This is a genomic window from Rhodococcus sp. WS1, assembly GCF_003797745.1.
GTDB classification, from domain to species: Bacteria; Actinomycetota; Actinomycetes; order Mycobacteriales; family Mycobacteriaceae; genus Rhodococcus_F; species Rhodococcus_F erythropolis.
Genome location: NZ_RKLZ01000001.1, coordinates 1,026,890 through 1,050,088, shown reverse-complemented (window position 1 = coordinate 1,050,088; position 23,199 = coordinate 1,026,890). Strand labels below are relative to the sequence as shown.

Annotated in this window: 21 protein-coding genes; 16 read left to right on the top strand and 5 right to left on the bottom strand. The window is 63.5% G+C overall.

Annotation, left to right across the window (positions count from 1 at the left end; translation table 11 throughout):
- Position 1: 1 nt before the first annotated feature.
- The 9 genes from EEB12_RS04815 to secA all read left to right on the top strand — a co-directional run bounded on the left by EEB12_RS04815 (position 2) and on the right by secA (position 11,804).
- Positions 2 to 643, top strand: coding sequence for a TetR family transcriptional regulator (locus EEB12_RS04815; RefSeq protein WP_021332563.1), 642 nt, complete (start codon positions 2 to 4; stop codon positions 641 to 643).
- A gap of 60 nt (positions 644 to 703) precedes the next feature.
- Entirely contained in the window at positions 704 to 2,182 is a 1,479-nt protein-coding gene (gene ahcY / locus EEB12_RS04810) for an adenosylhomocysteinase (protein WP_021332564.1), read from the top strand.
- An 80-nt stretch (positions 2,183 to 2,262) separates the two neighbouring features.
- On the top strand, positions 2,263 to 2,904 hold the full coding sequence (locus tag EEB12_RS04805; protein ID WP_019747780.1) for a dTMP kinase: 642 nt from the start codon (positions 2,263 to 2,265) through the stop codon (positions 2,902 to 2,904).
- A 116-nt stretch (positions 2,905 to 3,020) separates the two neighbouring features.
- Positions 3,021 to 3,698 carry an MtrAB system response regulator MtrA gene (gene mtrA, locus EEB12_RS04800; protein WP_003941013.1) on the top strand — a complete coding sequence of 226 codons (678 nt, stop codon included), beginning with the start codon at positions 3,021 to 3,023 and terminating at the stop codon, positions 3,696 to 3,698.
- Positions 3,695 to 5,434, top strand: a complete 1,740-nt coding sequence (mtrB, locus tag EEB12_RS04795; protein ID WP_019747781.1) for an MtrAB system histidine kinase MtrB — start codon at positions 3,695 to 3,697, stop codon at positions 5,432 to 5,434. Before mtrA ends, mtrB begins: the two co-directional genes overlap by 4 nt.
- Entirely contained in the window at positions 5,431 to 7,209 is a 1,779-nt protein-coding gene (gene lpqB / locus EEB12_RS04790; RefSeq protein WP_020907106.1) for an MtrAB system accessory lipoprotein LpqB, read from the top strand. Before mtrB ends, lpqB begins: the two co-directional genes overlap by 4 nt.
- A gap of 33 nt (positions 7,210 to 7,242) precedes the next feature.
- Positions 7,243 to 7,974, top strand: a complete 732-nt coding sequence (locus EEB12_RS04785; protein WP_141487865.1) for a ComF family protein — start codon at positions 7,243 to 7,245, stop codon at positions 7,972 to 7,974.
- A 175-nt stretch (positions 7,975 to 8,149) separates the two neighbouring features.
- Positions 8,150 to 8,830, top strand: coding sequence for a ribosome hibernation-promoting factor, HPF/YfiA family (gene hpf / locus EEB12_RS04780; protein WP_141487455.1), 681 nt, complete (start codon positions 8,150 to 8,152; stop codon positions 8,828 to 8,830).
- Between the two features lie 130 nt (positions 8,831 to 8,960).
- Entirely contained in the window at positions 8,961 to 11,804 is a 2,844-nt protein-coding gene (gene secA / locus EEB12_RS04775; RefSeq protein WP_046378336.1) for a preprotein translocase subunit SecA, read from the top strand.
- A 52-nt stretch (positions 11,805 to 11,856) separates the two neighbouring features.
- Here secA and EEB12_RS30740 read toward each other — a convergent pair whose 3' ends face one another.
- A complete protein-coding gene (locus tag EEB12_RS30740; RefSeq protein WP_243617116.1) occupies positions 11,857 to 12,192 on the bottom strand; it encodes an Rv3235 family protein in 336 nt (111 codons plus the stop codon).
- 314 nt (positions 12,193 to 12,506) lie between these two features.
- On the opposite strand from EEB12_RS30740, the gene EEB12_RS04765 reads away from it, so the two are divergent.
- The 6 genes from EEB12_RS04765 to EEB12_RS04740 all read left to right on the top strand — a co-directional run bounded on the left by EEB12_RS04765 (position 12,507) and on the right by EEB12_RS04740 (position 18,737).
- Positions 12,507 to 12,932 carry an HAD-IA family hydrolase gene (locus EEB12_RS04765; RefSeq protein ID WP_020969221.1) on the top strand — a complete coding sequence of 142 codons (426 nt, stop codon included), beginning with the start codon at positions 12,507 to 12,509 and terminating at the stop codon, positions 12,930 to 12,932.
- Complete coding sequence (locus EEB12_RS04760) at positions 12,926 to 14,335, top strand: WS/DGAT/MGAT family O-acyltransferase (protein WP_003940935.1); 1,410 nt, start codon at positions 12,926 to 12,928, stop codon at positions 14,333 to 14,335. The genes EEB12_RS04765 and EEB12_RS04760 overlap by 7 nt, the downstream gene beginning before the upstream one ends.
- Before the next feature lie 23 nt (positions 14,336 to 14,358).
- Positions 14,359 to 14,859 (top strand): DUF6912 family protein, encoded by a 501-nt coding sequence (locus tag EEB12_RS04755; RefSeq protein WP_031330962.1) that lies wholly within the window; start codon positions 14,359 to 14,361, stop codon positions 14,857 to 14,859.
- A gap of 92 nt (positions 14,860 to 14,951) precedes the next feature.
- On the top strand, positions 14,952 to 16,070 hold the full coding sequence (locus EEB12_RS04750) for a ferredoxin reductase (RefSeq protein ID WP_003940928.1): 1,119 nt from the start codon (positions 14,952 to 14,954) through the stop codon (positions 16,068 to 16,070).
- 24 nt (positions 16,071 to 16,094) lie between these two features.
- Positions 16,095 to 17,357: a fatty acid desaturase family protein gene (locus EEB12_RS04745; RefSeq protein ID WP_020907111.1), complete on the top strand. Its 1,263-nt coding sequence runs from the start codon at positions 16,095 to 16,097 to the stop codon at positions 17,355 to 17,357.
- 138 nt (positions 17,358 to 17,495) lie between these two features.
- Positions 17,496 to 18,737 (top strand): fatty acid desaturase family protein, encoded by a 1,242-nt coding sequence (locus tag EEB12_RS04740; RefSeq protein ID WP_019747790.1) that lies wholly within the window; start codon positions 17,496 to 17,498, stop codon positions 18,735 to 18,737.
- Positions 18,738 to 18,859: 122 nt separating this feature from the next.
- Here the strand turns inward: EEB12_RS04740 and rsgA are convergent, their stop codons facing one another.
- Together rsgA and aroA are read right to left on the bottom strand one after the other, a co-directional pair.
- Positions 18,860 to 19,897, bottom strand: coding sequence for a ribosome small subunit-dependent GTPase A (gene rsgA, locus EEB12_RS04735; RefSeq protein WP_007731200.1), 1,038 nt, complete (start codon positions 19,895 to 19,897; stop codon positions 18,860 to 18,862).
- Positions 19,846 to 21,159: a 3-phosphoshikimate 1-carboxyvinyltransferase gene (aroA, locus tag EEB12_RS04730; RefSeq protein WP_141487454.1), complete on the bottom strand. Its 1,314-nt coding sequence runs from the start codon at positions 21,157 to 21,159 to the stop codon at positions 19,846 to 19,848. Before aroA ends, rsgA begins: the two co-directional genes overlap by 52 nt.
- Positions 21,160 to 21,208: 49 nt before the next feature.
- On the opposite strand from aroA, the gene EEB12_RS04725 reads away from it, so the two are divergent.
- A complete protein-coding gene (locus tag EEB12_RS04725; RefSeq protein WP_020969226.1) occupies positions 21,209 to 21,961 on the top strand; it encodes an SOS response-associated peptidase in 753 nt (250 codons plus the stop codon).
- 3 nt (positions 21,962 to 21,964) lie between these two features.
- Here the strand turns inward: EEB12_RS04725 and EEB12_RS04720 are convergent, their stop codons facing one another.
- Both EEB12_RS04720 and ybaK read right to left on the bottom strand, forming a co-directional pair.
- On the bottom strand, positions 21,965 to 22,678 hold the full coding sequence (locus tag EEB12_RS04720) for an SIMPL domain-containing protein (protein WP_021332569.1): 714 nt from the start codon (positions 22,676 to 22,678) through the stop codon (positions 21,965 to 21,967).
- Positions 22,679 to 22,702: 24 nt separating this feature from the next.
- Complete coding sequence (gene ybaK / locus EEB12_RS04715) at positions 22,703 to 23,197, bottom strand: Cys-tRNA(Pro) deacylase (protein ID WP_031330963.1); 495 nt, start codon at positions 23,195 to 23,197, stop codon at positions 22,703 to 22,705.
- Positions 23,198 to 23,199: the final 2 nt, after the last annotated feature.

Below are 23,199 nucleotides of genomic sequence, written 5' to 3'. Positions count from 1 at the left end.
CATGACTTCGACGCCAACTCGTCTGCCGCAGAAAGAAGCGTCGCGCCTGCTGCTGCGTACGTCGGTGCTCGATTCGATGCGTGAGTTGTTGACCGAGCGTGACTGGTCCGAGGTGACGCTGACAGTTCTGGCCAAGCATGCCGGTGTGAGTCGTCAGACGCTCTACAACGAGTTCGGTTCGAGGCAAGGGCTTGCCGAGGCATACGCGCTTCGCCTTGCCGACGGATTCGTCGATGCGGTGGACGAGGCCATGGTGGCGAACGACGGACGTGCAGTCGAGGCATTGACGGCGGGCTTCGGATCGTTTTTCGCCTCCAGCGCAACCGACCCGTTGGTGATCTCTCTGCTCACCGGTGAGGCCAAGCCGGACCTTCTTCGCCTGATCACCACTGACAGCGCGGTCATCATCGAACGCGCGTCGTCGCGGCTTGCGGAGAGCTTCCAGCGAGGGTGGATTCAGGCGTCACCCGCCGATGCCGGGATTCTGGCCAGGGCGATTGCGCGTCTCGGGCTCAGCTACATTTCGATGCCGCCGGAGTCCGAGGTTTCGGTGGCGGAGGATCTGGGCACATTGCTCGGGCCATTCATCGACGTGGCGCGAGAGGGTCGCGCAGTAGAGGGGCGGGCGGGAGAGGGCGTCTAACCGATAGCCTGGTACACCGATAGGCTTGTGCATAGTTTGCACGTCAACCAGGAGAGGCAGATGACGACCTCAGTTTCAACAACGCCCGTGGCCGAGAGCCGTAACGGCATCGACTTCAAAGTTGCAGATCTTTCGCTCGCGGAGTTCGGTCGCAAGGAAATCCGTCTGGCAGAGCACGAGATGCCCGGCCTCATGGCGCTTCGTCGCGAATACGCAGAGGTGTTGCCGCTCAAGGGCGCTCGCGTTTCCGGCTCGCTGCACATGACCATTCAGACCGCGGTTCTGATCGAGACGCTGACGGCGCTCGGCGCCGAGGTCCGCTGGGCTTCGTGCAACATCTTCTCCACGCAGGATCATGCTGCCGCCGCCATCGTCGTCGGTCCGCACGGCACCCCGGAAGAGCCCAAGGGCGTTCCGGTTTTCGCCTGGAAGGGTGAAACCCTCGAAGAGTACTGGTGGGCAGCCGAGCAGATGCTGACCTGGCCTGGCGAGCCCGCCAACATGATTCTCGACGATGGCGGCGACGCCACCATGCTGGTGCTCAAGGGCGCACAGTTCGAGAAGGCCGGCGTCGTGCCGCCGACGGACGACGACCAGGATTCCGACGAGTACAAGGTCTTCCTTGCGCTTCTGCGTCAGTCGCTCGCCGCTGACAAGGGCAAGTGGACTGCGATCGCCGAGTCCGTCCAGGGCGTCACCGAGGAGACCACCACGGGCGTTCTGCGTCTGTACCAGGTTGCCGCTGCCGGCGAACTCACGTTCCCCGCGATCAACGTCAACGACTCGGTCACCAAGAGCAAGTTCGACAACAAGTACGGCACACGCCACTCGCTGCTCGACGGCATCAACCGCGGCACCGACGTTCTGATCGGTGGCAAGGCTGCGCTGGTCTGTGGTTACGGAGACGTCGGCAAGGGTTGTGCCGAGGCACTTCGTGGCCAGGGCGCTCGCGTCGCGGTCACCGAGGTCGACCCCATCAACGCCCTTCAGGCGCTCATGGACGGCTTCGAGGTCAAGACAGTCGAGCAGGCCATCGGCTGGGCCGACATCGTGATCACGTCCACCGGTAACAAGGACATCATCACGTTCGAGCACATGAAGGCCATGAAGCACCAGGCCATCCTGGGCAACATCGGTCACTTCGACAACGAGATCGACATGGCAGGCCTCGAGAAGTCCGGCGACGTCACGCGGATCAACATCAAGCCGCAGGTCGACGAGTTCACCTTCGCCGACGGCCACTCGATCATCGTGCTGTCCGAAGGCCGCCTGCTCAACCTCGGCAACGCGACGGGCCACCCGTCGTTCGTGATGAGCAACAGCTTCTCCAACCAGGTCATCGCACAGATCGAACTGTGGACGAAGCCGGACGAGTACGACAACGAGGTCTACCGCCTCCCGAAGCACCTCGACGAGAAGGTCGCCAAGATCCACGTCGAGGCACTCGGTGGCACGCTGACCAAGCTCACGAAAGATCAGGCTGAGTACATCGGCGTCGACGTCGAAGGCCCGTACAAGCCGGAGCACTACCGCTACTGACCCGGCGATTCGTCGCTGAGAATGTAGTGCCCGCCGTCCCCCGGTCTGCGCAAGCAGGCCGGGGGATAGGCTTGTCCGCCGTGGGAACACTGGTGGCATTGGAAGGCCTCGACGGAGCTGGAAAGCGAACGTTGATCGGCAAAGTGGAGACCGAGCTCCGCCGCGGCGGCACGTCGATCGCGACTCTGGATTTTCCGCGGTACGGAAAGTCGATCCACGCGGATCTTGCTGCCGAGGCGCTCAAAGGATCACACGGAGACCTGGCCGAATCCGTGAACGCGATGGCGGTCCTGTTCGCCTTGGACCGCGCTGGTGCTGCGGATCGGATCTCGGAACTGTTGTCCACCAACGACATTGTTCTCCTCGACCGCTATGTTGCCTCCAACGCTGCCTACAACGCGGCGCGCGTGCATCAGGGCGTGGACGGCGAGATGGTCGCCTGGATCCGTGAATTGGAGTTGGGTCGACTCGCTCTCCCCGCTCCCGATCTGCAGCTGTACCTCGACGTACCGGTAGCTCTGGCCGAGCAGCGCGCCCGCTCCCGTGAGGCCCAGGACGCGTCGCGTCAGCTCGACGCCTACGAGCGCGACGGCGGTCTGCAGGCCAGAACCGGTGAGCTCTACAAGCAGTTGGCAGCGACGAACTGGGCCTCACCCTGGTGGATCGTGGGGCCGGAGACGGACCCGGCCGATCTGGCACGCAGGCTCGCGGATTTCGCGTGATCGGTCACCCTGGCAGCCGGGATTCGAACTTTCCGGCACAGTAGAGGGAAAGACGCGGCACGCCGCACGGCCTCGTAACGGTCTGATTCATCGCTCCGAGATGCAACGATAGGGATATGAAACCAAGGATTCTGGTTGTCGACGACGACACGGCACTCGCCGAGATGCTCACGATCGTGCTGCGTGGTGAGGGTTTCGATCCCTACGTGGTGGGCGACGGAACCCTGGCGCTCGCGGCAGTGCGTGAGACGCGCCCTGATCTCGTCCTGCTCGATCTCATGCTTCCCGGAATGAACGGGATCGACGTATGCCGGGTTCTGCGTGCGGATTCCGGTGTGCCCATCGTGATGTTGACGGCCAAGACCGACACCGTCGACGTCGTGCTCGGCCTCGAATCCGGTGCGGACGACTACATCATGAAGCCGTTCAAGCCGAAGGAGTTGGTGGCGCGAGTTCGCGCTCGCCTGCGCCGCACCGAAGAGGAACCGGCCGAGCTGCTGAGCATCGCCGACATCGTGATCGACGTCCCGGCGCACAAGGTCAGCCGCGGCAGCGAGCAGATCTCGCTCACACCACTCGAATTCGACCTGCTGGTCGCGTTGGCGCGCAAGCCGCGCCAGGTGTTCACCCGTGAAGTCCTTCTCGAGCAGGTGTGGGGATACCGCCACGCCGCCGATACCCGTCTGGTGAACGTGCACGTTCAGCGTTTGCGCGCCAAGGTCGAAACTGATCCCGAGAATCCCGAAGTGGTTCTGACGGTCAGGGGGGTCGGCTACAAGGCCGGACCGCCGTGAGCGGAGTTTCCAGGTGGCGTCGTCGTCTCAATCGACGGCTGACGCCATTTCTGCGGTGGTGTCACTCGATGAGCAACACCCTCGCGCACACGTGGCGACGCTCGCTCCAGTTGCGAGTGGTCGTCTCGACTTTGACGTTGTCCTTGATCGTCATCGTCATTCTCGGTGTCGTGCTGACCAGCCAGATCACCGATCGACTGTTGGAAACGAAAATCACCGCGGCGACCGAGGAAATGGACCGTGCCCGCGGCATCGTCGAAGACCAACTCGCGGGCGTCGACGATTCGACGGCGCTCAACGTTCAATTGGAAAGCGCTGCATCCGGACTGACAAGCCGTCGAAACCAGACCTCGGGCCAGGCCTCCGGGTCGGCCGGCACCTTCGACCCGGTGCTCATCGTGCCCGGGGACGGGCCGCGCCAGCCGACGAGTTCGGGACCGGTCGATCAGATCCCCGACAACCTGCGCGAGTTCGTCAAACGCGGCCAGATCAGCTACCAATTCGCGACGGTGTCCAACCCGAACGGTTACTCCGGTCCCGCGCTGATCATCGGTAGCCCCACCGCGTCGTCGATATCGGGACTCGAGCTGTACCTGATCTTCCCGCTCGCAAGCGAAGACCGGAGTCTGTCGCTTGTTCGAAGCACCCTGCTGATCGGTGGAGCCGTGTTGCTGGTGCTCCTGGCTGCGATTTCGCTGTTGGTTGCCAGGCAGGTCGTGCTTCCCATCCGATCGGCCTCACGAATCGCGGTGCGTTTCGCAGACGGCCGACTCAAGGAACGAATGCCGGTCCGCGGCGAGGACGACATGGCGCGCCTGGCCATGTCCTTCAACGAGATGGCCGAGAGTCTGTCCAAACAGATCACCCAGTTGGAGGAGTTCGGCAGTCTCCAGAAACGCTTCACCTCCGATGTCAGCCATGAACTCCGCACACCTCTGACCACGGTCCGCATGGCAGCCGACCTGATCTACGACGGCAGCGAGAACCTCGATCCGATGCTGCGTCGGTCGTCGGAACTGCTTGTCGCCGAGCTGGACAGGTTCGAGGGGCTTCTGGCGGACCTCCTCGAGATCTCCCGCCACGACGCCGGTGTCGCGGAACTCGCATCCGAACAACTCGACGTGCGTATGTGTGCGCGAGCGGCCGTTTCCACGGTTCGCCATCTCGCCCGCGAATCCGGCACCGAACTGATCGTGGACATGCCCGACGAGCCCGTCATGGCAGATGTCGATCCGCGCCGCGTCGAACGCATCCTGCGAAATCTCCTGGCCAACGCCATCGACCACGGTGAGGGGAAGCCGATTCTGCTTCGCCTTCGCGCCGACGACAATGCCCTCGCCTTCATCGTCCGCGACAGTGGCGTCGGGTTGCGTCCGGGCGAGGAGAAGTTGGTCTTCAACCGGTTCTGGCGATCGGACCCGTCCCGCGTGCGCCGCAGTGGCGGCACCGGACTCGGCCTCGCGATCAGCGTCGAGGACGCGAATCTGCACGACGGCAAGCTCGAGGCCTGGGGCGAACCGGGAGTCGGCGCCTGCTTCCGGCTGACGCTCTCGCGCACCCGTGGCAAGAAAGTCGTGTCGAGCCCACTGCCTCTCAAGCCGACGACCACAAAGTTCGTCCGCACGCCGAGCGAAGCCGATATCGTCGCCGATACCGTCGGCGAGGTCACGTCGTCCCTGCCGACTCCGCGCGAATCGGACTCGCGGAACGAGTCCAACGGTGGGGATCGATCATGATCGGAACCCGCCGCCGTCTGGCACTTCTCGCAACAACGCTCAGCGTGCTGTTGCTGACCGGCGCGTGCGCGAGTCTGCCGGAATCCTCCTCGCCGCAGGCAATCGGAACTCTGGCAACAGCCGTGCCCGGAACCTCCGTCGAATCACCGGCATCGGGGCGAGAGCCGGACTTGCTGGTACGTGACTTCGTCAAGGCGAGTACCGATCCGTCCAACCGGCATGCTGCAGCCCGTCAGTACCTCACCAAAGACGCCTCGGCGCGCTGGGACGACGCGGCCAGTGCCGTCATCGTCGACAAGATCGACACCCTGTCGGCGTCGCGAACCAGTTCCGAAGCGGTGTACACGATTCGTGTGAACAAGGTCGGTCGCCTCGACCCCGGCGGGCTGTACGTCCCCGAAGAGGGCAGCTTCGAAGCGAAGATGACGCTGACGTTGACCGATGGCGAATGGCGTATCAGCGATCTGCCACCCGGTGTGATCATGGAGCGCCCGCAGTTCCTCGGCGCATATCAGCGGAAGTCGTTGTTCTTCCTCGACCCGACCAGCCAGACAGTCGTCCCCGACCTTCGCTGGATCTCCGGCGGACAGGACCAGGTGGCAGCTCAGCTGATCGGCCTGATGATCGACGGACCGAAGGCAGCGCTGGCGCCGGCTGTACGAAACGAACTCGGCAATGGCGTGTCGGTGATCGGTCCGATCACCAAGGCCGACGGCAAGCCGGGACAGGTCGGAGTCGGTCTCGGCGGTGTGCGCATCAACTTCCGTCTGGACAACCCGATGGATGCTGCGACGCGCGGTTTGTTTGCAGCGCAAGTCATCTGGACGCTCGCCAATGCCGATGTCGCGGGACCGTACGTTCTGGAGATCGACGGCGAACCGCTGGACGCTGCTCATGCGGAAGGCTGGACCACCGCCGACGTCGCGTCCACCAACCCGCTGGCCACCACGAGTGCGACCGTCGGACTGCACGCACTGCGCAACGGTTCACTGGTGAGCGTCAGCGAGCAGGAGGCGACTCCGGTGCCCGGTTTCGCGGGCAATGCGGGCAACCTCACGGCGGCTGCTCTCTCGCGGGACGGCAAGTTGGTAGCAGCCGTCGCAGACACCGCTCGGCCGGATCCAGCCACCCGGTTCGACTTGTCGCTCGGTACATACGGCGATGGTTCCGCTCCGGTGCTCGAAGGCAGCGCCATCACCCGACCTTCGTGGGAGCTGGACAACAATGCGGTCTGGGCGGCGGTGAACGGCAATACCGTCGTTCGGGTCGTCCGCGAACCAGGCACTGGTCGGGTGTCGGTCACCAACGTCGATGTCGGGGCGTTGACGTCGGTCGGTTCCACGATCTCGGAATTACGTTTATCCCGCGACGGCGTGCGAGCCGCGATGATCATCGACGGCAAGGTCTACCTGGCCGTGGTCGTGCGCACACCCAGCGGGGTCTACGCCCTGACGAGTCCGCGTGCGGTGGCGTCCGGCTTGGGCAGTACCGCGCTCTCACTCGACTGGAGCAACAGCGACACCATCGTGATCGCGCGCAGCGGAGCCGACATACCGGTCGTCCAGGTCGCCATAGACGGTTCGCGAATGGACGCGCTGCCGAGTGGAAACCTGACCGCTCCCGTCACCTCCGTGGATGCGTCGCCGACCACCGAGTACGTCGCCGACGCGCGTGCGGTGTTCCAACTGAACAACAACGACCCCGCCGGGGATCGACGCTGGCGTGAAGTGACTGTGCTGACCGGACAGAAGGCGATTCCGGTTCTACCTGGCTGACGTCTCGGTGCTCTGGTGCATGTCGGTGCTCTGATGCATGTCGGTGCTCTGATTCATGATTCGGCCATGGGGGACAAGAAATTCGGTGCCGGATTGCTCGATCTGCTGTTGCCACGCGAGTGTGGTGGGTGTGGCCGCACGGGGACGCTGTGGTGCGGTGAGTGCGCGGAACTGCTGCGTGACCATCCGGTTCAATTGAGTCCGCGCGTAGACCCGGGCGTGCCGGTCTGGGCACTCGGCCGCTACGACGGCCCCAGGCGGCGCAGTGTGATCGAGATGAAGGAACGGGGTCGTCGGGACCTCGCGACGCCTCTGGGGATCGCTGTGGCCGGTGCATTGGGCACTCTGGAACGGTGGGGCGAGGTCGGCGGCGGGGGTCGTACGCCGATCATGCTGGTGCCGGCTCCCACACGCGCCCGAGCGGCGCGTTCTCGCGGGGGTGATCCGGTTCGCCGGATAGCCGAGAGTGTGCGCGAAAAGCGGGAAGTTGGTTATGTCGAGGGGCGTCCGGTACGTGTCTGTCCGATTCTCCGGATGACGCGAGGAGTACGTGACTCGGTCGGACTGTCCGCGGCCGACCGGGTGACCAATGTGAACGGTCATGTGTCTCTCGACACCACTGCAGTCTCTTCGATTGTCGGGGACGGCGACATCGTCCTGCTCGACGACGTCCTGACCACGGGAGCGACTGCGGCAGAGTCGGTTCGGGCTCTCGCGCTCAGTGGGATTCGGACAACTCTCGTGCTTGTTCTTGCAGGGGCTTAGATGAATTTCGTTGGAACAGTGGCACTCGCGCGCGTTACGTACTAGCGTCGGCGGCACACCCGAAAATACTGGTAGGAGGTGGTACTTCGATACTGGTGCCGGGCGGATCCCCTCTCGGTACTTGCAGAATTTGCCGCCGCCCACCGTGGGGCGGGGCCGTAATTGGGAGGTACGAGTGACGACCCCTTCGCAAGCCTCGTTTTTCATCGAGGACGCCACCATCGAGCGTTCCGAGAATGCCGCAGCTCCGAGATCCGACGTCGTAGTCAAGGGACGAAATGTCGAGATCCCCGATCACTTCCGAATCTACGTTTCGGAAAAGCTGGCGCGACTCGAACACTTCGACCCCTCCATATTCCACTTCGACGTGGAACTTCAACATGAACGCAACCGACGACAGGCCAAGAGTTGCCAGCGCGTCGAGATCACCGCTCGAGGTAAAGGCCCGGTGGCCCGAGCCGAAGCGTCCGCAGACAGCTTCTACGCCGCCTTCGAATCGGTGATCGACAAGCTCGAAAGCCGCCTCCGTCGAACCAAGGACCGCAGGAAGGTCCATTACGGCGACAAGCGACCGGTGTCCGTCGCGGAGGCAACCGCCTCCCTCGTCGACGCAGACTCACTCGGAGTCACACCGGACATTTCGCTGAACGGCCAAGAGCCGGACGAGTACGACGGCCCGGGACGCGTGGTCCGCACGAAGGATCACCCGGCCGAGCCGATGACCATCGACGACGCTCTGTACGAGATGGAACTGGTCGGACACGACTTCTTTCTCTTCCATGACAAGGAGTCGGACAAGCCGTCCGTCGTCTACCGTCGTCACGCTTTCGACTACGGATTGATCCGCCTGACATGACCCAATCGGTGGTGGGTTTGCTCGCTCGCCGCCGGTAGCGCCTACCATGGAATCCGGCCGGAGTTTTCGGACCCCGGCCGGATTTTCAGTGTGTGACCCCTGTCGCCGAAGATTGAGGACGAAGAAGACTGTGCCGTCGCTGTCGCTATCGAAGCTGCTCCGTGTTGGTGAAGGTCGCATGGTCAAGCGGCTCAAGCACATCGCCGAGCATGTGGAATCTCTGTCGCCCGATGTCGAAGGCCTGACAGACGAGCAACTCAAAGCCAAGACCACCGAGTTCCGTGAGCGCTATGCCGCCGGGGAAACTCTCGACGAGTTGCTGCCCGAGGCATTCTCCGTGGCCCGTGAGACGTCGTGGCGCGTGATCAACCAGAAGCACTTCCACGTGCAGATCATGGGTGGCGCGGCCCTGCACTTCGGCAACGTCGCCGAGATGAAGACCGGTGAGGGCAAGACTCTGACGTCGGTTCTTCCGGCTTATCTCAACGCGATCGCCGGTGACGGCGTCCATGTGGTCACGACCAACGACTACCTCGCCAAGCGTGACTCCGAGTGGATGGGTCGCGTTCACCGCGCCCTCGGCCTCGAGACCAGTGTGATCCTGTCGGGCATGACGCCGGCCGAGCGCCGCGTCGCCTACGCAGCCGACATCACGTACGGCACCAACAACGAGTTCGGCTTCGACTACCTGCGCGACAACATGACGCATTCGCTGGACGACCTGGTCCAGCGTGGCCACGCGTTTGCCATCGTGGACGAGGTCGACTCGATCCTCATCGACGAAGCCCGAACCCCGCTCATCATCTCGGGCCCGGCCGACGGCTCCAGCAAGTGGTACAGCGAGTTCGCTCGCATCGCGCCGCTGCTGAAGAAGGACGTCCACTACGAGGTCGACATCCGCAAGCGCACCATCGGTGTGCACGAGGCGGGCGTCGAACTGGTCGAGGACCAGCTCGGTATCGACAACCTGTACGAAGCCGCGAATTCTCCGTTGGTGAGCTACTTGAACAACGCGATCAAGGCCAAGGAGCTCTACACCAAGGACAAGGACTACATCGTCCGCGACGGTGAGGTCATCATCGTCGACGAGTTCACCGGCCGCGTGCTGGTCGGCCGCCGCTACAACGAGGGCATGCACCAGGCGATCGAGGCCAAGGAGAAGGTGGAGATCAAGGCGGAGAATCAGACTCTCGCCACCATCACCCTGCAGAACTACTTCCGTCTGTACGACAAGTTGTCCGGCATGACGGGTACCGCCGAGACGGAAGCTGCCGAGCTTCACCAGACCTACACCCTCGGTGTGATCCCGATCCCGACCAACCGCCCGATGGTCCGAGTCGACAACGGCGACCTCATCTACAAGACCGAGGAAGCCAAGTTCGACGCGGTGGTCGACGACGTCGTCGAGCGCCACGAGAACGGCCAGCCTGTCCTGATCGGTACCACCAGCGTCGAGCGCTCGGAGTACCTGTCCAAGCAGTTCACCAAGCGCGGCGTTGCACACAACGTCCTCAACGCGAAGTTCCACGAGAAGGAAGCGACCATCATCGCCGAGGCCGGTCGCTCCGGTGCGGTCACCGTCGCGACCAACATGGCCGGCCGCGGTACCGACGTCGTTCTCGGTGGTAACCCGGACATCATCGCGGACATCGCGCTGCGCAAGAAGGGCCTCGATCCGGTCACGACGCCGGACGAGTACGAAGCAGCCTGGGACGCAGTCCTGGACGAGGTCAAGGCTGAGGTCAAGGCAGACGCGGAGAAGGTCCGCGACGCAGGCGGCCTGTACGTTCTGGGCACCGAGCGTCACGAATCGCGTCGTATCGACAACCAGTTGCGCGGTCGTTCCGGACGTCAGGGTGATCCCGGCGAATCGCGGTTCTACCTTTCGCTCGGTGACGAGCTCATGCGCCGCTTCAACGGTTCGGCACTCGAGTCGATCATGACGCGCCTCAACCTTCCCGACGACGTCCCGATCGAAGCCAAGATGGTCTCGAAGGCCATCAAGAGCGCTCAGACTCAGGTCGAGCAGCAGAACTTCGAAATTCGCAAGAATGTCCTCAAGTACGACGAGGTCATGAACCAGCAGCGAACGGTCATCTACAAGGAGCGCCGCCAGATCCTCGAGGGTGAGGACATGGAGGGCCAGGTCGAGCAGATGATCACTGACGTGGTCACCGCCTACGTCGACGGTGCCACCGCCGAGGGATACGTCGAGGACTGGGATCTCGAGCAGCTGTGGACCGCGCTCAAGACGCTCTACCCGGTCGGCATCGATCACAAGACGTTGGCAGGGGAGGACGGCGCAGGCATCAACAGTGACCTGAGCCGTGACGACCTGCGAACCGCTTTGCTCGAAGACGCCCACGCGGCGTACAAGAAGCGCGAAGCCGAGATCGATGCGATCGCCGGCGAAAACGGTATGCGTGAACTCGAGCGTCGTGTCTTCCTCTCGGTCCTGGACCGCAAGTGGCGTGAGCATCTCTACGAGATGGATTACCTCAAGGAGGGAATCGGTCTGCGTGCGATGGCCCAGCGCGATCCGCTGGTCGAGTACCAGCGCGAGGGTTACGACATGTTCATCGGCATGCTCGACGGATTGAAGGAAGAGTCCGTCGGATTCCTCTTCAACCTGCAGGTCGAGGCAGCTCCGGCGCAGCCCGCGAGCGGAATCTCCGTCACGGCGGGCTCGGCCGCTGCGGCGTCCGCCACGGCGCCCAAGCCGCTCCCGACGCAGGAAGCCGCAGCCAGGACAACCGGAACTGCTGCCCCGACGGCGTTGCGCGCCAAGGGACTTGACGACGAAGGTCCGTCGCGATTGACGTACACCGGCCCGGACGAGGACGGCAAGGCGAAGGCAACGCGTGACTCGGCCGCCGACTCCGGTGACGGGGCCGCCTCGCGCCGCGAACGTCGTGAAGCAGCACGGACGCAGTCGAAGAGCAATCGAGCTCCGAAGTCCAAGCGCAAGCGCTGAGGTTCAGTACAGCTGAGCTACCAGCGCAGTTAGTACTCAGCAGGCTGGACAGTCACACCACGTGTAGTGCGGTGACCGTCCAGCCTGTTCCGTCTGTATGGTCGATCCGACCCGCGACGGCAAATGTCTGCGTGCCTCGTGTGTACGTCGCACAGACTTCGGCGGTACTCTTCGACACTGCTTGAACGTGGGTGCGGTGAACGGCCGCGCCGCCCAGCTTCCGGGCCGAAAATTCCGAAGTATAAAGTCGCGCAACTACTTCCAGGACGGACGGCGTCAATACGCCCTTGAGTTGCCGCGGATTTCGTCGCCGGTCGACGGTTTCGAGAACCAGGCGAAGTGATCGGTTCCAGAAAATGTCGGCACCCGCCAACTGCGGTTCCAGCACGTGAGTGAAACCGGCACTGGGCGACGTTCCGTTGTGTGGCGACTTTCGTGGGCGCCGCAGCATTCGGTCTGTTCGGCACTGTGCTCGGTCGGGTCGGCACTGCGGCTGCGTAAGCGCGACGGTATGCGCGTGAGGCTCGAATTGTGGCGCCGGCTCGAGAATGATTGTGCAGTCCTGCTTCATGACATCCCCCCCGGATGATCGTGCGTCCGAGATGGTCGTCTCGGACTTCGCTCCCCCGAGCGATGGTGAGAAGCATGACACGAAACGCTCGAGATGTCGCCGTGATCACCATCGCGACTTAGGGTGATGGCGTGCGGGGACTTCTGTTGGATGTCGGTGGCGTGCTGTTCGGTCCGGGATCGGATCTCGACGGCTTGAGCGCGGTCGTGCGCGCGGTGAAGGCCCGCGGAATCGTGACGGGAATCGTCAGCAACGATCCCGGCGGTGCCAATGCTCAGTGGTTGCGGGATCTCGGAGACGGGGTCTTGGTCGACGACGTGATCTTGTCCGGTGATGTCGAGATGGCGAAGCCCGACGCCGAGATCTATCTGTTGGCGGCGAGTCGTTTGGGCGTCGAGCCGGAGGACTTCGTTTTCGTGGACGATCTCGAAATCAACGTCCGGGCGGCGGTGGCGGTCGGGATGGTCGGGGTCCACCACGTCGGCTCCGAATCGACCATCGAGGAGTTGTCGATTCTGTTCGATCTCGGCGAAGGAGGGGACACGAAGCCATGGTGAACAGACTGACGACTCAGGATGCTGCTTTCTACTTCCTCGAAGCCGGGACGACGCCGATGCATGTCGGCTCGTTGGGGATCTTCCGGCAACTGCGAAACGGGATCGATCACGAGGAATTGCTTCGTCTGGTCGAAGAGCGGCTCGGATCGGTTCCGCGTTACCGCCAGCGAGTGCGTGAGGTGGCGTTCGGCCTGGCCCGCCCCGTGTGGGTGGACGACTCGGATTTCGACATCACCTATCACGTACGCCGATCGGCTCTGCCCAAACCAGGTTCCGACGAACAGCTGATGGATCTGATCGCGCGGCTGACGTCGAGACCACTCGACAGCACGAGGCCGTTGTGGGAGATGTACCTGGTCGAGGGGCTGACCAGAAACAGATTTGCCATCTTCACGAAGTCTCATTCGTCGTTGGTGGACGGCGAGGCGGCTCCAGAGATCAGTCAGGTGATCTTCGATCCGGAGAAGAATCGAGCGCCAGGCCCCGAAGAATTGTGGATGCCCGCCAGGCCGCCGAGCGATACCAGCTTGTTGGTCAGTGCAATGGCAGATCTCGTGACGAGCCCGGGGGAGGGGATCGCACGGGCGCGTGCAGCGTTCAACGACGTGACCACATCCGTCACCGAGGCTGTGAGTGCACTCGGGAAACTCGCGGAAGTGGTTCGAACGGCGACCCAGGTGGCCCCGTCGAGCCCGCTCAACGCCACCATCTCGCGCAATCGACGCCTTGCGGTGGCCAAGACGTCTCTCGAGGACTATCGACGTATTCGCGCGCGGTACGGGTGCGAGATCAATGACGTGATTCTCACCGTCATCGCAGGTGCGATGCGGAACTGGCTGCTCTCGCGTGGTGAGCCGGTGACCGAGGCGACCATCGTGCGGGCGATGGTGCCCATGTCGGTGTACACGGACGGCCCCGAGAGTCCCGACGTCGACGATCCGCAGGCGCCGGGGCATGTTTCCTCGTTCCTCATCGACCTGCCTGTCGGTGAACCCAACGCGGTTGTTCGGCTCTCTCACGTTGCGCATGCGACGGAGGCATTCGCGCGTCAGGGTCGGCGGGTCACCGCGCAGACGATGGTGCGAATGTCTGGGTTTGCGCCGGCGACGCTGCATGCGATGAGCTCCCGTGCGGCCAGTAGTCTGTCGCAGCGAATGTTCAACTTGATGATCACCAATGCGCCAGGGCCACAGTTCCCGCTCTACCTCGGTGGGGCTCGGATGCTGGAGATGTATCCGGTGTCGCCACTGCTCAAGAATCAGACACTCAGCATCGCCCTGACGTCGTACGACGGAAATGTCTACTACGGTTTGAATGCCGACCGTGACGCGATGTCGGACGTCGACGTCGTTCGTTCGCTGATCTTCGAGTCACTCGAGGAATTGACGGATGCGAGTCGGTGACGAACGAGCATGAAGGTGGTCTCATGAGGGTGTACGTACCGGCGACGGTCGAGATTTTGCAGAAGTTGGTCGCAGATCAGGAGTTCGACCCGATGAGCCGGACGGCTTTTGCGGTCACCCCGACTCTGCGTGAGTCGTATGCGGCGGGCGATGACGACGAGTTGGCCGAGGTCGCCATGGGTGAGGCTGCGCGTGCGTCGCTGCGCCTGATCGCCGGAACCGAGGGTGACGTCACCTTCCGGCGTGCTGTCGTTGCCGCCGACGTCGACGATGCCGATGTGAAGTTGCGGCCCGATCTCGACGATTCTGTAGTTCGATTGGCGGGTCCTCTGACGATGGCTCAGGTTGCATCTGTGCATGTCGACCTCCAACAGGCAGAATCGGACATCGAGCGCGCTGCTGGCATAGTCGACGCGGCGGATCTCGGCGATGCTGATGCCGAGTTCACGCTCGGCGACGCGGAGGACCACGAGTTGGCGTGGTACGCCGCGCAGGAGTTGCCGTTCTTGCTCGACCTGCTGTGAATGTGCTTACCGTGAAGTAACCTACGGTACCGTAACCTGATAACCTACGGTACCGTAGGCAGTGGGTTCGGAAGGTGAGAGGTGGAGGTCTGATGGGTCTGAAGGACTGGATCGAGGCACCGGCAGCGTCGGTAGTTCCGGCAGCGCGGTCGAAGCTCAATCTGCTTCGTGGTGCGGCGGCGCGGCTGACCACACCATTGCTTCCCGACGACTATCTGCACCTCGCAAATCCGTTGTGGTCCGCCCGCGAGCTGCGTGGTCAGATCGTCGAAGTCCGGCCTGAGACCACGGATTCGGCGACCATCGTCATCAAGCCGGGTTGGGGATTCGACTTCAACTACCAGCCGGGGCAGTACATCGGCATCGGTCTGCATATCGACGGACGCTGGCATTGGCGGTCGTACTCACTTACTTCGCCTCCCAACTGGGAGAACAAGCGCATTTCCATCGCGGTCAAGGCCATGCCAGAGGGCTTTCTCTCGAGCCACCTCGTCAGCGGGGCCGTGCCGTCGGGAACCATCGTTCGACTGGCCACGCCTTCGGGCAACTTCGCGTTGCCGGATCCGCCGCCGGAGAAGATCCTGTTCATCACCGCCGGCAGTGGCATCACTCCGGTCATGGGCATGTTGCGGACGATGAACCGGCGCGGTCAATTGCCCGACGTCATGCACATCCACTCGGCGCCGACGGAATCCGACGTGATGTTCGCCGACGAACTCACGGCACTGCACGCCGAGCACGAGGACTTCGTGAGTCACGTTCAGCTCACTCGCCGCGACGGAAAATTCAAACTCAGTTCTCTCGACACGGTCTGCCCCGACTGGCGTGAGCGCCACACCTGGGCGTGCGGACCCCTTCCGTTGCTCGACGAGCTCGAAGACGTCTGGAAGGCGGAAGGCATCGAGGATCGACTCCATATGGAGCGATTCGCGGTTTCACGCATCGACGCCTCGGCGGACGGCGGCACGGTCACGTTCGAGAAGTCGGGTAAGACGATCACCGTCGACGGCGCGACGACGCTTCTGGAAGCCGGCGAGCAGTCCGGCGCCTTGATGCCCTTCGGTTGCCGCATGGGCATCTGCCAGACGTGTGTCGTGCCTCTCGTCGCCGGCCACGCAATCGACCTACGCTCGGGAAAACAGCACGCGGAGGGCGAGCGGATTCAGACGTGCATCTCCGCTGCCGCCGGCGACTGTACGCTGGACGCATAGCTTCTAGGCACACGGAGGACCACGGTGGCCATCACCGATATCAAAGAGTTTTCGCACCTCACCGAGGCCGATGTCGAAGCTCTCGGACGTGAACTCGATCAGATTCGACTAGACATCGAAGACTCTCGTGGAATCCGGGACGCCCGCTACATTCGTCGCGTCATTCGCGTCCAGCGGGCGTTGGAGCTCGGTGGGCGTATCGCGCTGTTCGGCAGTCGGTACCGACCGGCATGGCTGGTCGGCACGACCCTGCTGAGCCTGTCGAAGATCATCGAGAACATGGAGCTCGGGCATAACGTCATGCACGGGCAATGGGACTGGATGAACGATCCCGAGATTCACTCCGTTTCGTGGGAGTGGGATCAGACCGGTCCTTCCGAGCACTGGAAGCGTGCGCACAACTACCAGCACCACACGTACACCAACGTCGTCGGGATGGACGAGGACCTCGGTTTCGGGATCCTGCGTATGACGCGTGACGAGCCGTGGAAGCCGATCAACCTCTTCCAGCCGATCGCCAACGTGATCTTGGCGGCCACGTTCGAGTGGGGCATCGCGCTGCACGACCTCACGGCGGCAGCCGAGTTGGAGGGCGCGGAAAAGGGGCAACTGAACTCGCAGGCGAACAAAGACTTCGCGCGCAAGATCTTTCGTCAGGTGGGCAAGGACTTCATCTTGTTCCCCGCGCTGACGGGGCCGGCGTGGAAGTCGACCATGACGGCCAATGCCACCGCGAATCTCGTGCGCAACCTGTGGGCGTACGTCGTCATCTTCTGTGGTCACTTCCCGGACGGCGCCGAGAAGTTCACCGTTGCCGAATTCGAGCAGGAGACTCGTCACGAGTGGTACCTGCGCCAGATGCTCGGTAGCGCGAACTTCAATTCGGGCAAGCTCATGGGACTCATGAGCGGCAACTTGAGCTACCAGATCGAGCACCACGTCTTCCCTGATCTGCCGAGCAACCGCTACCCCGAAATTGCCGTGAAGATGCGTGCATTGTGCGAGAAGTTCGATCTCCCGTACACCACAGGTTCGCTCTTCAAGCAGTATCTCCTGGCGCTGCGCACGATCCACAAGCTGGCCTTGCCGGACAAGTGGCTAACTGCGACCTCGGACAATGCTCCGGAAACGTCCTCGGAACTACGGTTCCGCGACTCAGGGTTCCGGGACGCAGCCATGGCGATGGTCGAGGACCTGCGTACCGATCCGGTCACCGGCAAGCGCCTCGGATTGTTGACCGCACTCAAGTCGCAGGCGCGTTCTCGCATGCCGAAGCGCCGGAAGTGATATAGGTTACATCGGGAAAAACCTAACCTACGGTGCCGTAAGTTACGCTACAGTAGGTGCAGTTGATCTGAACGATTCGAAGTCATGATCGTTCTGCACTTACTACTTTGCGCCTAACTCACTGCTAGGAGGCTTTCCATGGCGATTGCAGATGTCAAGGAATATGCACATCTCACGGACGCCGACATCGAGGCGCTCGGCCGCGAACTCGACGCGATTCGTCGCGACATCGAGGAGTCGCGCGGCGAAAAGGACGCGCGCTACGTGCGCAACGTCATTCGCCTGCAGCGTTCACTCGAAATCGGCGGCCGCGCAGTGCTTTTCGCCAGCCGTCGCCGTCCGGCGTGGCTCGCCGGAGTTGGCCTGCTGACGCTCTCGAAGATCATCGAGAACATGGAACTCGGGCACAACGTGATGCACGGTCAGTGGGACTGGATGAACGACCCGGAGATCCACTCCACCTCGTGGGAGTGGGACGTCACCGGCCCGTCTGCGCACTGGAAGCAGACCCACAACTACCTGCATCACAAGTACACCAACGTCCTCGGAATGGACGACGACGTCGGATACGGACTCCTGCGCGTCACCCGCGATCAGCGATGGAAGCCCTTCAACGCCGGCAATCTGGTCTACAACACGCTGCTCGCGCTGTTCTTCGAGTACGGCATCGCCGCACAGCACCTCGAGCTCGGCAAGGTGGCCAAGGGCCGCGCCGACAAGGAAGAGACCCAGCGCAAGCTCCGCGAGGTCGGCGAGAAGATCGGCAAGCAGGTCCTGCGCGACTACGTCATCTACCCGGCCATCACCGGCCCGGCGTGGAAGAGCACGTTGTCGGCCAACTTCACCGCCAACACCCTGCGGAACGTGTGGACCAACGCGGTCATCTTCTGCGGTCACTTCCCGGACGGTGCCGAGAAGTTCACCAAGGAAGACATCGACAAGGAAACGCAGGCCCAGTGGTACCTGCGTCAGATGCTCGGCAGCGCCAACATCGAGGGCAGCGCGCTCATGGACTTCATGACGGGCAACCTGAGCTACCAGATCGAGCATCACCTGTTCCCCGATCTGCCCAGCAACCGCTACAAGGACATCGCGGTCACGGTGCGTCAGCTCGCGGACAAGTACGACCTGCCGTACACGACGGGCCCACTTGCCGTGCAGTACGCCAAGTCCTGGCGCACCATCGCCAAGCTGTCGCTGCCCAACAAGTACCTCAAGGACACCGTCGACAATGCGCCCGAGACGGCGTCGGAGCGGATGTTCGACGGCGAACTGACGTCGACTGTCGATCCCGTGACCGGGCGTCGTAACGGTCTCAAGAGCGCCATCGCACGTAAGCGCAAGAGTGGAAAGCTGCGCAGCCTCCTCGGCCTGCGCTGATCTCCCGCCTGCGCTGATCTCCCGCCTGCGCTGACCAGACACAACAAGCGGCCCGACACCATTCGATATGGTGTCGGGCCGCTTTGCTGTTCTCGCGCTGGGGCGTCGTGCAGGGGTGTCGCTCAGTACTGATCGTTGGACTTGATCGCTTCCAGCAGTTGTCGCACAGCGACGACGCGTCGAGCGGATTTGCCCTCCAGTAGGTCGAGCTTGCATTCGGGGTCTGCCGGCGGCCCGAGGTGCGTGCATCCGCGCGGGCAATCCTCGATCGCCGCAGCGAGATCCGAGAATGCAGCCACCACGTTCTCGGGCGAGATGTGCGCCAGACCGAACGAACGGATGCCAGGGGTGTCGATCACCCAACCGCCACCGGCGAGGGGGAGTGCCACCGATTGCGTCGATGTGTGCCGGCCCTTGCCGACGCCGGATACGATGCCGACCGCTCGATTGGCATCGGGGACAAGGCGATTGACCAATGTCGATTTTCCGACGCCGGAATGTCCGATCAGGGCGGTCAACTTGTGCTCGAGGATCTGCGTCAGTTCGTCCAGGGGATCGTCGCGACCGGCGACGACCACTTGGATGTCGAGGTCGGCGAAAGTGCTCGCGAATTCCTCGGGTGGTTCGAGGTCGCTCTTGGTCAGGCAGACGATCGGTGTCAGGCCACCCACGTAGGCGGCGACCAGTGCGCGCTCGACAAAACCGGTGCGCGGTGGGGGATCGGCGAGTGCCACGACGATGAGCAACTGCTCCGCGTTCGCGACGACGATGCGTTCGAAGGGATCAGTGTCGTCGGCCGTCCGTCGCAGAACCGTAGAACGCTCGGAGACCCGGACAATGCGGGCGAGGGTATCGGTTTTGCCGGACAGATCGCCGACGATGTCCACCTGATCGCCGACGACGATGGGGGTTCGGCCAAGTTCGCGGGCACGCATCGTGACGATCAGTCGGTCGGGATCGCCGCCGAGGACGCAACCCCAACGGCCACGATCCTTCGACACCACCATCCCCGATTCGGCCGAGAGATGTTCGGGCCGAGTCTTCGTACGGGGGCGGGATCCGCGGCCGGGACGTACCCGGACGTCGGACTCGTCGTACTGCCGCGGACTCAGAAGCTTGCCTTCGGTGTCGCCGGCGAACTCTCGAGCATGTCGATCCACATGTTCTCGAAGCCGGGCAGTGTCTTGGCTGTGGTTCCGACATCGTCGACGTCGACGCCGTCGACGACCAGGCCGATGATGGCGCCGGCTGTTGCCATGCGGTGGTCGGCATACGAGAGCCATTGTCCGCCATGGAGTTCCGCGGGAACGATCGTCAGGCCGTCGTCGGTTTCGGTGACGGAACCGCCGAGCTTGTTGATCTCGTCGGCGAGGGCGGCCAGACGGTCGGTCTCGTGCCCGCGCAGGTGTGCAATACCTCGCAGATGCGAGGTGCCCTCGGCGAGAGCGGCCAGGGCCGCGACGGTGGGGGTCAGCTCTCCCACGTCGTGGAGGTCGATGTCGATGCCGCGCAGTTTCTCCGGGCCGCGAACGGTCAGCACGCCGTCGGCAAGAGTGACGTCGGCGCCCATCGAGGCGAGGATCCCGCGGATCGCGTCGCCGGGCTGCGTCGTCGACGACGGCCACATCGGGACGCTGACGGTTCCGCCGGTAACAGCGGCTGCGGCCAGGAACGGTGTGGCGTTGGAGAGATCGGGTTCGATCGCCCAGTCCACGGCGCGCACCGGCCCCGGTGCCACCCGCCACGTGTCTGCGTCTCCGCCCGTGGCCGGTGTCGTCACGGAAACTCCGGCTCGGCGGAGCATCTCGACGGTCATGTCGATGTGTGGCATGGACGGGACGGGCTTGCCGTCGTGGTGAACGGTGACACCCTCTTCGAAGGCAGCAGCCGAGAGCAGGAGACCGGAGACGAACTGCGACGAGCCGGATGCGTCGATGGTGACCGTTCCTCCGCGTAGGGATCCGGTTCCGGTGACGGTGAACGGGAGTGCGTCACCCTCGATCCGAGCGCCGAGACCGCGCAGTGCCTCCAAGATGGTGCCGAGGGGGCGTGTGCGTGCTTGCTCGTCGCCGTCGAAGCGGACGATGCCGTCGGCCATCGCGGCGAGTGGCGGCAGGAAGCGCATCACGGTGCCGGCCAGGCCGCAGTCGACCTCGCCGCCGCGCAGGGGCCCAGGGGTGATGCGAAGCGTGGTCGGATCGCCGGCTTCCTCGACGCCGATGCCGAGGTCACGCAGAGCTGCGATCATCAGGTCGGCGTCACGGCTGCGAAGTGCACCGGTGATCGTGGACGGGCCATCCGCAAGTGCGGCAAGAATCAGAGCTCGATTGGTGATGGACTTGGATCCGGGCAGCGTCACCACTGCATCGACGGGTGCTTGGGCCCTCGGGGCGCTCCACAGACTCAGACTCACATGGTCCATCTTCTCTCATCGGTGGGGGAATGGTCGAAACCGTGCCACCCTGGGTGTCATGTGCGGAAGGTATGCGACCACAGCGGACCCGGCCACCCTGGCGGTGGAACTCGATGCGCTCGACGAGACGGACCACTCGGCGCCCGTCGAAGCCGATTACAACGTGGCCCCCACGACCGAGGTGTTGACCGTCGTCGAACGCCACGATCGGGAGAACCCCGACAGCGATCCGACCAAGAGGATTCGGCGGATGCGGTGGGGATTGGTGCCGTCGTGGACCAAGGAACTGGGCAAAGGCCCGGTCCTGTTCAACGCCCGCGCCGACTCGCTGGCGGAGAAGCCGGCGTTTCGGACCGCCTTCAAGTTCAAGCGTTGCCTGGTCCCCATGGACGGGTGGTACGAGTGGCAGACCGAGGCCACCGGCGGGAAAAAGGCAGCGAAGATTCCTTACTACATGCACCCCGACGACGGATCACGGCTGTTCATGGCGGGCGTGTGGTCTGCCTGGCGGGACCCGAGGGTCGAGAACGCGAGCCCCGTCCTGAGCTGCTCGATCGTCACAGTCGACTCTCTCGGTCACCTCGAGCAGGTTCACGACCGCATGCCCCTCGCCCTGCCTCGTGACCGCTGGGAGGCGTGGCTCGATCCCGACAACACCGTCGATTCGGCTCTGCTCGAACCGGTGCCGGACCTCTTCGAGCGGATCGACGTCGATCGAGTCCGGCCGCTGGTCAACAGTGTCAAGAACAACGGGCACGAGTTGATCGAGCCGGACGTCGACCGTGCCGGCGAGCAGATCAGCCTGCTCTAGTGGTCAGCCGAGAGCCCAGGTAACGGTCACCTCGAACGAGACCTGCTGGGTTCCCGGGGCGAGAACCATGTCGGACATCGAGGCGTCGGGAGCGCGCATGGTCTGACCGCCGCTCGTGTCGTGTGCCTCGGTGATGGTCACGACGTTCTCGAGCGACGTACCGGACAGATCCGCGTACTGCTCGGCACGGTTCTTCGCGTCCTCGAAGGCCCGGGTGCGAGCGTCGGCCAGAAGCTGAGAGTCGTCGTCGATGGCGAAGGCGACGTTGCCGAGCCGTGCCGCGTTTCCGCCCGCCGCGATGCCGGCGTCCAGGACAGAAGAGGCCTTGTCGAGATCGCGTACGACGATTCGTACCGAGTTGGTTGCCCGGTAGCCGGTCACGTTGCCGCCGACGAACGGTCCGCCGCTGGCGTCGTACTGCGGCTGGACGGACAGATCGCTTGTCTGCACGTCCTCGGGGGCCACACCGGCGGCGACTATCGCGTCGATCATCTGACGGGCCTTGTCATTCGCCTCCGAGACCGCTCCCGATACATCCGGGGCAACCACCTCGATGCCGATGTCGGCATTGAGGATGTCCGGCGCCCCGCGGACCTGCCCTGATCCGACTACCGTGACTTCCTTGGCGGCATTGTCCGAACTCCCGCAGGCCGTCAGCGAGACGGTGAGAGCTGCCGCTGCAGCGGTCAGTGCAAGAGTTTTCAGGTGTGGTCGCATGGTGAGACCGTAGCGACCGGATACTCAGCCCGCCGTGATTTGCGCCGTGACCGCGCCACTCAACTGCGCGAGGTCCGTCGGAGCCAGCTCGATCTCGAGCCCCCGTCGACCGGCGCTGCAGAGAATGCGGTCCCAGTCGAGCGCCGACGCATCGATCACGGTCGGCAGTTTCTTGCGTTGGCCGAGCGGTGAGATACCGCCGAAGACGTAGCCGCTCGAGCGCTCGGCTTCGGCGCGATCGGCCATGACGGCTTTGCTTGCACCGAGGGCAGCGGCTGCGGCTTTGAGCGAGAGCTTGTTCGGGACCGGCAGGACCGCGACGGCGAGCTTGCCGGTGTCGAGTTTGACGACCAAGGTCTTGAAGATCTGTGCGGCCTCGACGCCTGTCGACTCTGCCAGTGCAGTGACCGCCTCGTCGCCGAAAGATTCGGCGCGAGGATCGTGGTCGTAGCTGTGAACGCGGTGCGGTGTCTTCGACTTGTCGAGAAGTACGGTCGCAGGGGTCGCTGTTCCGGCCATGA